General features: G+C 74.5%; 4 protein-coding genes. All 4 read left to right on the forward strand.

Going from position 1 to position 11,991, the window contains the following annotated elements:
• Nucleotides 1-8,004, forward strand: coding sequence for an SDR family NAD(P)-dependent oxidoreductase (locus ACZ4MF_RS47895; protein ID WP_467500627.1), 8,004 nt, complete (start codon nucleotides 1-3; stop codon nucleotides 8,002-8,004).
• A gap of 92 nt (nucleotides 8,005-8,096) precedes the next feature.
• Nucleotides 8,097-9,164, forward strand: a complete 1,068-nt coding sequence (locus ACZ4MF_RS47900; protein WP_467500628.1) for a glucose-1-phosphate thymidylyltransferase — start codon at nucleotides 8,097-8,099, stop codon at nucleotides 9,162-9,164.
• Nucleotides 9,161-9,991, forward strand: coding sequence for a futalosine hydrolase (locus tag ACZ4MF_RS47905; RefSeq protein WP_467500630.1), 831 nt, complete (start codon nucleotides 9,161-9,163; stop codon nucleotides 9,989-9,991). The genes ACZ4MF_RS47900 and ACZ4MF_RS47905 overlap by 4 nt, the downstream gene beginning before the upstream one ends.
• 301 nt (nucleotides 9,992-10,292) lie before the next feature.
• A partial coding sequence (locus ACZ4MF_RS47910; RefSeq protein ID WP_467500632.1) for a type I polyketide synthase occupies nucleotides 10,293-11,991 on the forward strand: 1,699 nt, incomplete at its 3' end.

Below are 11,991 nucleotides of genomic sequence, written 5' to 3' on the forward strand. Positions count from 1 at the left end.
GTGTCCGGTGACGCGGATGCGCTGGACGAACTCGTGGCCTTTGCCGAGGAGTCGGGTGTTCGGGTGCGGCGGATCGATGTGGATTACGCGTCGCACTCAGCCCATGTGGAGGCGATCGAGGGGGAGTTGGCGGAGGTGTTGGCGCCGGTGGTGGCGTCGGTGCCGAGGGTGCCGTTCTTTTCGACGGTGACGGGGGAGTGGGTCGAGTCGGCGCAGACGGATGCGGGGTACTGGTACCGCAATCTGCGTCAGACGGTTCGGCTGGAGCCGGCGGTACGGCGTCTGGTGGATGCGGGGCACGGTGCGTTCCTGGAGATGAGTCCGCATCCGGTGCTGTCGGTGCCGGTCGCCGAGACGGTCGAGGCGGCCGGTTCGGATGCCGTGGTCGTCGGGTCCTTGCGTCGTGGTGAGGGGGGTCTGGAGCGGTTCTACCTCTCTCTGGGTGAGGCGTGGACGCGTGGTGTCGCCGTGGACTGGGCGCCGGTGTTCGAGGGGCTGTCCCCGCGCCGGGTGGAGCTGCCGACGTACGCCTTCCAGCGCAGCCGCTACTGGCTGGAGCCGGTCACCCGGCAGGCCGCTGTCGATGGCGGGCTGCCCGGTGGCGTGGGCCCCCTGGAGGACGGGTTCTGGGCCAGCGTCGAGAGCCAGGACCTCGATTCGCTGGCCGAGAGCCTCGGTCTGGCGGACGTGCGTTCACTCGCCGAGGTGGTGCCCGCGCTGTCGTCGTGGCGGCGCGACCGGCTCAACCACTCGACGCTCGACGGCTGGCGCTACCGGGTCGCCTGGCGGCCACTCAACGAACAGCCCGCCCAGGCCCACGAACTCGCGGGCACCTGGCTGCTCGTCGCGCCGGCCGGACACGAGGACGACCCCCTGGTCCAGGAGGTGTTCGCCGCGATCGGAGAGCGGTCCGCCGAGGCCCGCCTCCTCGTCGTCGGCGAACCCGCCGCCGAACGCGACCACATGGCCGAACTGCTCCGCGACCGGATCGGCGGCGCCGAGATCGGTGGCGTGCTGTCGCTGCTCGCGCTGGACGAGTCCCCCTGGTCGGACGAGGGCGTGCTGCCCACCGGCCTGGTCCTGACCACGGCCCTGCTCCAGGCACTCGGAGACCTCCGCCTCGACGGCCCGGTGTGGTGCGCCACGCGCGGCGCGGTCTCCGTGCACCGCAGCGACCGCCTGAACAGCCCGCTCCAGGCGATGACATGGGGCCTCGGCCGTATCGCGGCCCTGGAGTACCCGCAGCGCTGGGGCGGACTCGTCGACCTGCCCGGCAGGCTCGACGACCGTGCCGCGCGCCGCCTGACCGGCGCGCTGTCCGGGACGCTCGAAGAGGACCACCTGGCGGTGCGTGCCTCCGGACTCTTCGCGCGCCGCCTGGTGCGCGCCGGCGACGGGCCGCGGCCCGACGGCAGTTGGCAGCCGTCCGGCACCGTCCTGGTGACCGGTGGCACGGGCGGGCTCGCCCGGCATGTCTCCCGCTGGCTCGCCCGCAGCGGCGCCGAGCACCTGGTGCTCGCCTCCCGGCGCGGCCCCGACGCACCGGGAGCCGACGAACTGGCCGCCGAACTCGCCGAGTTGGGCGCGTCCGCGACCGTCGTCGCCTGCGACGTCGCCGACGCCGACGCGGTGCGGCGGCTCGTCGACGACCTGCCCGGCGGGGGCACCCTCACCGCGGTGGTGCACACGGCCGGCATCATCGACGACGGGCTGATCGACGCGCTCACCCCGCAGCGTGCCCACGGCGTCGTGCGCCCCAAGGCCGACGCCGCACTCGCCCTCGACGCGGCCACCCGGCACCTCGACCTCGACGCGTTCGTCCTGTTCTCGTCCATGGCCGGTACCCTCGGCGGTCCCGGGCAGGGCAGTTACGCCGCGGCCAACGCCTTCCTGGACGCCCTGGCAGCCCGTCGCAGGGCGCAGGGGCTGCCCGCCACCTCCATCGGCTGGGGCACCTGGGCGGGCGGCGGCATGGTCGGGGAGGAGGTCGCCGAGCGGCTGCGCCGGGACGGCGTACCCCCGATGGATCCCGAACTGGCCGTCGCCTCGCTGCACAAGGCGCTCGAACAGGACGAGGAGTTCCTGATCGTCGCCGATGTCGACTGGAAGCTGATCACCGCGCGCGCCTTCGCCGCGCTGCGCGAGTTCCCGGAGGCCCGAGCGGCCCTGGCCACGGAGCAGGCGCAGAAGAAGCCCGAGTCCGCCGACGGGCCGCCGCTCGTCGAGCGACTGGCGGGTCTGGCCCCGGCGGAGCGCCGCGCCGCGCTGGTCGCCGAGGTCCGTGCGCAGGCCTCGACCGTGCTCGGCCACGCGGATCCGGACGCCGTACCCGACGGGCGTGCCTTCCGGGACGTCGGATTCGACTCGCTGACCGCCGTCGAACTGCGCAACCGGTTCGCGGAGGCCACCGGGCTGCGCCTGCCGGTCACCCTCGCCTTCGACCACCCCTCCGCCAGCGCCCTCGCCGCCTACCTGGACGGGGAGCTGTTCGGGACGGACGCCACCGCCGAACCGGCGCTCGAACTGCCCACGGCGGCCGTCGACGACGACCCGATCGTCATCGTCGGCATGAGCTGCCGCTTCCCCGGCGGCGTCACCTCGCCGGAGGAGCTGTGGCGGCTCGTCGCCGACGGCACCGACGCCATCACGCCGTTCCCGGCCGACCGCGGCTGGGACGTCGAGAACCTCTACGACCCCGACCCCGACCGCATCGGTCACTCGTACGCCCGGCACGGCGGCTTCCTGCACGACGCCGACCGGTTCGACCCCGCGTTCTTCGGGATCGCGCCCCGCGAGGCCGTGGCCATCGACCCGCAGCACCGGCTGCTGCTGGAGACGTCCTGGGAGGCGTTCGAACGCGCCGGGATCGATCCGGACCGGATCCGCGGCGCCCGCGCCGGCGTGTTCGTCGGATCCAACTACAACGACTACGGCAGCAGGGCCCGTACGGCGCCCGAGGAACTGGAGGGCTACCTCGCCACCGGCAGCGCCAGCAGCGTCGCCTCGGGACGCATCGCCTACACCTTCGGCCTGGAGGGACCGGCCGTCACGGTCGACACCGCCTGCTCCTCCTCCCTGGTCGCCCTGCACCTCGCGGTCCAGGCCCTGCGGTCCGGGGAGTGCGAACTCGCCCTGGCCGGCGGTGTCACCGTGATCTCCACCCCGGACACCTTCGTCGAGTTCAGCAGGCAGCGGGCCCTGTCGCCGGACGGCCGCTGCAAGCCGTTCGCCGCCGAGGCCGACGGCGCGGGCTGGGCCGAAGGCGTCGGCCTGCTCCTGCTGGAGCGGCTGTCCGACGCGCGCCGCCACGGCCACCCGGTGCTCGCCACCGTCGCGGGCACCGCCGTCAACCAGGACGGTGCCTCCAACGGGCTCACCGCGCCCAGCGGACCCGCCCAGCAGCGCGTGATCCGCCAGGCGCTGGCCTCCGCCGGGCTCGCCCCGGCGGACGTCGACGCGGTGGAGGCGCACGGCACCGGCACCACGCTCGGCGACCCCATCGAGGCGCAGGCACTGCTGGCCGTCTACGGCCAGGACCGGCCCGCCGAACGACCGCTGTGGCTCGGGGCCCTGAAGTCCAACATCGGCCACACGCAGGCCGCTTCCGGTGTCGCCGGCATCATCAAGATGGTGATGGCGATGCGTCACGACGTGCTGCCGCGCACCCTGCACGCCGACCACCCGTCCCCGCACATCGACTGGTCGTCCGGCGCCGTGCGCCTGCTGCACGAAGAGCGCGACTGGGCACCCGGTGACACACCGCGGCGCGCGGGCGTCTCGTCCTTCGGCGTCTCCGGAACCAACGCGCACGTGATCCTCCAGGAGCCGGACCGCCCCGCCCCGGCGGAGCCCCGGCCGGCCGACGACACCGTTCGCACCCTGCCGTGGTTGCTGTCGGCCCGTGGCGACGGCGCACTGCGCGCCCAGGCCCGGCGGCTGCTCGACGCCATCGCCGCCCGCCCGGACACCGCCCCGGCCGACCTGGCGTTCTCCCTGGCCACCACCCGCGCCCGGCACTTCGACCGCGCGGCTGTCGTCACCGACGACACCGCCTCCCTCATCGGCGCGCTCACCGCCCTCGCCGAGGGCCGCGAGCACCCGCTGCTGACCACCGGCCGGGCCCGCGGCGGCAAGGTGGCCTTCCTGTTCTCCGGCCAGGGCAGCCAGCAGGCCGCCGTCGGCCGGGCCCTGTACGAGCGGTACGACGCCTACGCCGACGCGCTCGACGAGGCCTGCGCCCACCTCGACGCCCACCTCGAACTGCCCCTGCGCGACGTGCTGTTCGCCGAGCAGGGCAGCAGCGAGGCCGCCTGCCTGGACCGCACGGCCTACACCCAGGCCGGACTCTTCGCCGGCCAGGTCGCCCTGTACCGGCTGCTGGAGAGCCTGGGCGTACGGCCCGACGCACTGCTCGGCCACTCCGTCGGCGAGATCGCCGCGGCCCATGTCGCGGGGGTCCTCACGCTGGAGGACGCCTGCCGGCTCGTGGCCGTGCGCGGCGGGCTCATGGGGGACCTGCCCACGGGCGGCGTCATGATCTCCGTCCAGGCCGGCGCGGACGACGTGGTGCCGCTGCTCGCCGCCCACGAGGGCCGGGTGGCCGTCGCGGCCTTCAACGGCCCGCTCGCCACGGTCCTGTCCGGCGACGAGGACGCCGTCACCGCGGTCGCGGCCGAACTGGCCGGACAGGGCCGCAAGACACACCGTCTCAACGTCAGCCACGCCTTCCACTCGCACCACATGGACGGCATGCTCGACACGTTCGCCGCGCGCACCGCGGACCTCGGCCACGCCGCCCCGGCGCTACCGCTGGTGTCCACGGTCACCGGGCGCCCCGTCAGTACCGACGAGCCCCTCGACGGCGCCTACTGGGTACGCCAGGTCCGCGAGCCCGTCCGCTTCCGCGACGGCATCCGCACCCTGGAGGAACAAGGCGTCACCACCTACGTCGAGATCGGCCCGGGCGGCGTCCTCACCGCACTCGCCGGTGACTGCGTCGACGGCGACGCCACCCTCGTACCGACCCTGCGGCGCGACACGGCGGAAGAGGCGTCCCTGACCTCCGCCCTCGCCCGGCTGCACACGCACGGCCACCAGGTGGACTGGGCCACCTGGTTCGCCCCCACCGGCGCCCGCCGCACCGACCTGCCCACCTACCCCTTCCAGCGGCGCAGCTACTGGCTGGAGACGACCGGTTCCGCCGCCGACCGCACGGACCTGGACGCCGTACACCACCAGCTGCTCACCGCGGCCGTCCCGCTCGCCGACAGCGCCGGAGTCGTCCTCACGGGCACCGTCCGCGTGCAGGACCGGCCCTGGCTCGCCGACCACGCACTCGACGGACGGATCCTCTTCCCCGGCACCGCGTTCCTCGACCTCGCCATGGAGGCCTGCGCCCACGTCGGAGCCGCCCGGATCGGCGACCTGACGCTGCAGGCGCCGCTCGTGCTGCCCGAGCACGGCGGCGTACAGCTCCAGGTCACCGTCGCCGCACCCGACGGCAACGGCGACCGCGCCCTCGCGGTGCACTCCCGGCCCGCCACCGGCGGCGCCTGGACCCGACACGCCGACGGCACCCTCGGCGACGCACCGGCGGCCGCCGCTCCGGCGCCCTTCCCGGGCGCCTGGCCGCCGCCGGCCGCCACCGAGGTCGACGTGAGCGGCCTGTACGAGAGCATCGCCGCCGCCGGCTTCGCCTACGGTTCGGCCTTCCGCGGACTGCGCGCGGCCTGGCGCGACGGCGACACCGTGTACGCGGAGATCGCCCCCGAGGACGGCGAACACCTTCAGGGCACCGACCGGTTCCGGGTGCACCCGGCCCTTCTGGACGCCGCCCTGCACACCGTGGCACTCGCCGCCGCCGAAGGCACCGGCAACCTCCTGCCGTTCACCTTCTCCGACGTCACACCGCACGCCGCCGGTGCCACCGCGCTGCGCGCACGCCTGACCCCGGTCGGCGAGCACACCTACCGGGTGAGCCTGCTCGACGGCACGGGACGTCCCGTCGCCGACATCGACGCGCTCGCCCTGCGGCCCGTGGACACCAGCGCACTTCCGGCCGCACCGGGACGCGGCGCGCTGCACCGGATCCGCTGGACGCCCCTCGCCCTCGGCACGCCGCCCGCCGGCACACCGCATCTCGTCGGCGGCGCGCTCCCGCCCGCCGTGCCCGCGCTCGGCACCCCCGAGCACCACGCGGATCCCGCCGCGCTGTACGCGGCCACGGCCGGCACCGCCGTCCCGGCGACGGTCCTGGCCGCCGTGCCCGACACCGACGCGGACGGCGACCTCACCGCGGCCACACGGCACGCCACCCACCACACGCTGCGCCTCCTCACCGACTGGCTGGCCGTGTCCGGCCTGGCCGGCTCCCGGCTGGTGGTGCTGACCCGGCACGCCGTCACCACCGGGCCCGAGGACGCGCCCCGCACCGATCCGGCGCAGGCCGCGGTCTGGGGTCTGGTCCGCGCGGCGCGCGCCGAGAACCCGGGCCGCTTCGCCCTGGTCGACCACGACGGCAGCGCGGCCTCCCTGGCACAGCTGCCGGCCGCGCTGGCGTCGGCGCAGAGCGAGATCGCCCTGCGCGGGGGCAGCGCGCTCACCCCCCGGCTCACCCGGGCGGCCACGCCCGCCGGCCCGACGGACGGCATTCCCGCGAACGGCACCGTGCTCGTCACCGGCGCCGGCGGCGTCCTCGGCAGGGAGATCGCCCGACACCTCGTCACCGCCCACGGCGCGCGCTCCCTGGTGCTGGCCGGACGGCGCGGCGCGGCAGCCGAGGGCATGGCCGAACTCTGCGCGGAGCTCAGCGGCCACGGAGCCCACATCACCGTCGCGGCCTGCGACGTCAGCGACCGCGACGCCCTCAGTGCCCTGCTCGCCGACGTCCCCGCCGACCGCCCGCTGTCCGCGGTCGTCCACACCGCGGGCGTCCTCGACGACGGCATCGTGCAGTCACTCACCCCCGAGCGCGTCGACACGGTGCTGCGCGCCAAGGCCGACGCCACCGTCCTGCTGGAGGAGCTCACCCGCGACACCGACGCCGCGCTCGTGCTGTTCTCCTCGATCGCCGGCACCCTCGGCGGCGTCGGCCAGGCCAACTACTCGGCCGCCAACGCCTTCCTCGACGCCTTCGCCGCCCGCCGCGCCGCCGGCGGACGCCGCGTCCAGTCCCTCGCCTGGGGCCTGTGGGCCGAACGCAGCGGCATGACCGGCAAGCTCGACGAGGCCGACCGGCGCCGCATCGCCCGCAGTGGCCTGAGGCCCATGGCCACCGACGACGCGCTCGCCCTGCTCGACGCGGCGCTGCGCTCCCCGGAGCCGTTCCACGCGCCCGCCGATCTCGACCCGGCGGCACTGCGCGCCTCCGACGGATCGGTGCCCGACCTGGTCAGCGACCTCGTCCCGGCCCGCACCCGGCGCCCCGCGACCGCCACGGCCACCGCGCCCTCGGCGCCCGCCGAGGGCGAGCTGCGCGCCCGCCTCGCCGGACTCGCCCCCGACGCCCGCCGTGCCGCCGCCCTGGACGCCGTACTCACCGAGGCGGCCCTGGTCATCGGGCACGACAGCCCCGATTCCCTCGACCCCGAAGGAGGGTTCCTGGACAGCGGATTCAACTCGCTGACCGCCGTCGAACTGCGCAACCGCATCGGTGCCCTCGCCGGGGTGCGACTGCCCGCGACGCTCATGTTCGACTACCCCACACCGCAGCGGCTCGCCGCGCATCTCCTGACGCGCATCGCCCCCGAGGCACAGCCGCCCACCTCCCCGGTCCTCGATCAACTCGACGCCCTGGAAGCCCAGTTCACCGCAACCGGACTGGACAGCGCCGTCCAGGACCGGCTGCGCAGCCGGCTCAGCGGTCTGCTGGCCCGGCTGGACGCCGCGGACACGACGGCCGACACCGCCCTCGCGCCCACACCGCCGGCACCGGGAGCGGCCGCCGACGAGGTCTCCGACGACGAACTGCGCGCCTTCCTGGCGGGCGACCTCGACGAGGCCTGAACGACAGGCCCGCTCCGGGCCCGGACCCACCGTCCGGGCCCGGACGGCCGCCCCTCCCACCCACCACCCCCACCCGTCACCTGGATGGAACAGTGAAGGCTCTCGTGCTCGCGGGGGGATCAGGTACGCGACTGCGACCGATCACCCACACGTCTAGCAAGCAACTGGTCCCGGTCGCCAACAAACCGATCCTCTTCTACGGCCTCGAATCCATCGCCGCCGCGGGCATCACCGACGTCGGCGTCATCGTCGGCAGCACCGCCCCGGAGATAGAGGCCGCCGTCGGCGACGGCTCCGACTTCGGGTTGAACGTCACCTACATCCCGCAGAGCGAACCCCTGGGACTCGCCCACGCCGTGCTCATCGCCCAGCCCTTCCTGGGCGACGACGACTTCGTCATGTACCTCGGCGACAACTTCGTGCTCGACGGCATCACCGACGTCGTCGAGGAGTTCCGCAAGGACCCGCGCGACGCCCAGGTGCTGCTCACCCGGGTGGACAACCCCACGGCCTTCGGCGTGGCGGTCACCGACGACAAGGGCAACATCCTCGAACTGGAGGAGAAGCCCCGCACGCCGCGCAGCGACCTGGCCATCGCCGGCGTGTACCTCTTCACGACGGCCGTCCACGAAGCGGTGCGGGCCATCCGGCCCTCCGCCCGCGGCGAGCTGGAGATCACCGACGCCCTGCAGTGGATGATCGACCAGGGCATGGCGATCCGCTCCACCGTCATCACCGGCTACTGGAAGGACACCGGCAACGTCACCGACATGCTGGAGGTCAACCGCATCCTCCTCGAACGCCTCCAGCCCCGCGTCGACGGCTATGTCGACGACGAGAGCGAGATCATCGGACGCGTCCGCATCGAGCCGGGCGCCGAGGTCCGCCGCTCCCGCATCGTCGGCCCCGTGATCATCGGCGCCGGCAGTGTCGTCAGCGACTCGTACGTCGGCCCGTCCACGTCGGTCGCCGAGAACTGCCGCATCACCCACAGCGAGATCGAGTACTCGATCGTGCTGCGCGAGTCGTCCTTCGACCACATCCGGCGCGTGGCCGCCTCCCTCGTCGGCCGCAACGTCAAAGTCACCCTCGCCCCCGGACTGCCGGCCACCCACCGCCTCGTCATAGGCGACCACGGGCACGTCCAGCTGTCCTCATGAACCCCATGAACCTGGTGAACCCCGTCCGCCTCCTCGTGGTCACCGCGGTCGAGGCCGAGCGCGACGCCGTCGCACGGGGCCTCGGCCCCACCGCGGCGGTCGGCTGCGGCGACCTGCCGGGCCGCGAGATGCTCCGCATCGGCTGCGCCACCGACACCTCCGCCGCGCCTGCCCCGCGCGCCACATCGGTCCCGCGCACCGCGGCGGGCCCGTGCACCGCCCCTCGCCAACCGCTCAGCACCGATCTGGTGGCCGGGGGAGTGGGCCCCGCCGCCGCGGCCGCCGCGACCGACGCGGCACTCACCGTGGCGACCGTCCACGGAAACCCGTACCACCTGGTCATCGCCGCGGGCATCGCCGGAGGCTTCGCGCCCATCGCCGACGTCGGATCCGTCGTCGTCGCCGACCGCGTCATCGCCGCCGACCTCGGCTGCCAGACCCCCGACGGCTTCCTCTCCGTGGACAGCCTGGGCTTCGGAGCCTCCGAGCACGCCTGCGCACCCCACCTCTCGGCCGCCGTCGCCCGGGTCCTCGGCGCCGTCCACGCCCCCGTCCTGACCGTCTCCACCGTCACCGGCACGGCGGAACGCGCCCAGGACCTGCGGCAACGCCACGCAGCCGCCGCCGAGGCGATGGAGGGCTTCGGCGTCGCCGAGGCCGCCGCCGTCCATGGCGTCCCGCTGCTGGAACTGCGCACCATCTCCAACACCGTCGGCCCCCGCGACCGCGCCGCCTGGCGCATCCCCGACGCCCTCGCCGCACTCCGGGACGCCTTCGGCGTCCTGCACAACGTGCTCGCCAGGGGCGCCCCACCGCCGTACACCTGAGCGAACCGGGCCCCGAACACCGCGCCTGCGGACGGCCGTTCGGGGCCCGGCACACCCGCGCCGGTCCACCCACCCCGGTCCCCGGCCGCGGCTCCGGCCTGCGTGAATCGCGGGCCGTTCATGATTTCCAAGGGTTTCCCCAGACAACCCGGCTCGGGGCCGAGAAAGGCTCCCGAGCCGGGTCATGCTGTCCCCACCGCACGAGGAACACACCCAGCGGCCGGACAGCCGCAGGGCCCCTCCACCGTGCGCGAAGGCACGTTCCATCACCGAACCGAACCGAACAGCATGGGGGCAGTCCATGACGAATGAAGCCCAGCTTCGGGACTACCTCAAGCGGGTCACCGTCGATCTCCACAACACCCGCCGCCAACTGCGGCAGTTGGAGGCCCGCGAACAGGAGCCCGTCGCCATCGTCGGCATGAGCTGCCGCCTGCCCGGCGGTGTCCGCACACCCGACGACTTCTGGGAGCTGCTCGTCTCCGGGACCGACGCGGTGACGGACTGGCCCACCGACCGCGGCTGGCCCACGGCCGCCGGGACCGACGGCGCCGACGGCCGCCGCCGCGGCGGCTTCGTGCACGACGCGGACCGGTTCGACCCCGCCTTCTTCGGCATCTCCCCGCGCGAAGCCCTCGCCATGGACCCGCAGCAGCGCCTGCTGCTCGAAGTGGTCTGGGAAGCCTTCGAGCGCGCCGGCATCGACCCCGCCGGACTGCGGGGCAGCCGCTCCGGAGTGTTCGTCGGATGCAGCGACCAGGGCTACACCTCCGGGCTGCGCGAGGTCCCCGACGACGTCCGGGGCCATCTGCTCACCGGCAACTCCATGTCGGTCCTCTCCGGCCGGGTCGCCTACACCCTGGGCCTGGAGGGCCCCGCCGTCACGGTCGACACCGCCTGTTCCTCCTCCCTCGTCGCCCTGCACCTGGCCGCCCAGTCGCTGCGCTCCGGCGAGTGCTCACTCGCCGTCGTCGGCGGCGTCACCGTCATGTCCGGTCCCGGCGCCTTCATCGAGTTCGACCAGCAGGGCGGCCTGGCCGGCGACGGCCGCTGCAAGGCCTTCTCCGACGACGCCGACGGCACCGGCTGGGCCGAGGGCGCCGGAACCATCGTCGTCGAACGGCTCTCCGACGCCCGCCGCAACGGCCACCAGGTCCTCGCGGTGCTGCGCGGCAGCGCGGTCAACCAGGACGGCGCCTCCAACGGCCTCACCGCCCCCAACGGCCTCGCCCAGCAGCGCGTCATCCTCGCCGCCCTCGCCAACGCCGGCCTGCCCGCCGCCGAGATCGACGCCGTCGAGGCCCACGGCACCGGCACCTCGCTCGGCGACCCCATCGAGGCCCAGGCGCTCCTCGCGACCTACGGCCAGGGCCGCCCCGCCGACCGCCCGCTGTGGCTCGGCTCGGCGAAGTCCAACATCGGTCACACCCAGGCCGCCGCGGGCGTCGTCGGCGTCATCAAGTCCGTACTCGCCCTGCGCCACGGCGTCCTGCCGCCCACCCTGCACGCCGAACGCCCCTCGCGACACGTCGACTGGAGCGCCGGCCACGTCCGACTGCTCAGCGAGCCCGTCGACTGGCCCCACGTCGACCACCCGCACCGCGTCGGCGTCTCGGCCTTCGGCGTCTCCGGCACCAACGCCCACGTCGTCATCGAGCAGGCCCCCGAGCCCACCGCGGACGAGGCCCCCGCGCAGTCGGCCCCCCGCACCGCCCTGCCGGTCCTGCCCTGGCTGCTGTCCGCCCGCGACGAGGCCACCCTGCGCGCCCAGGCCGGCCGCCTGGCCGCCCACCTGACCGCACGGCCGGACACGGACCCCTACGACCTGGCCGCCTCCCTGGCCATCACCCGCACCGCCTTCGAGACCCGAGCCGTCATCCAGGGCCGCGACCACGCCGAACTCCTCGCCGCCCTGGCCGCGTTGGCGGCGGGTGAGCCCAACCCCCGTGCCGTCACCGGAACCGTGGGAGAAGGGCGTACCGCGTTCCTGTTCTCGGGTC

It is taken from the genome of Streptomyces sp. NPDC025793 (genome assembly GCF_055558375.1).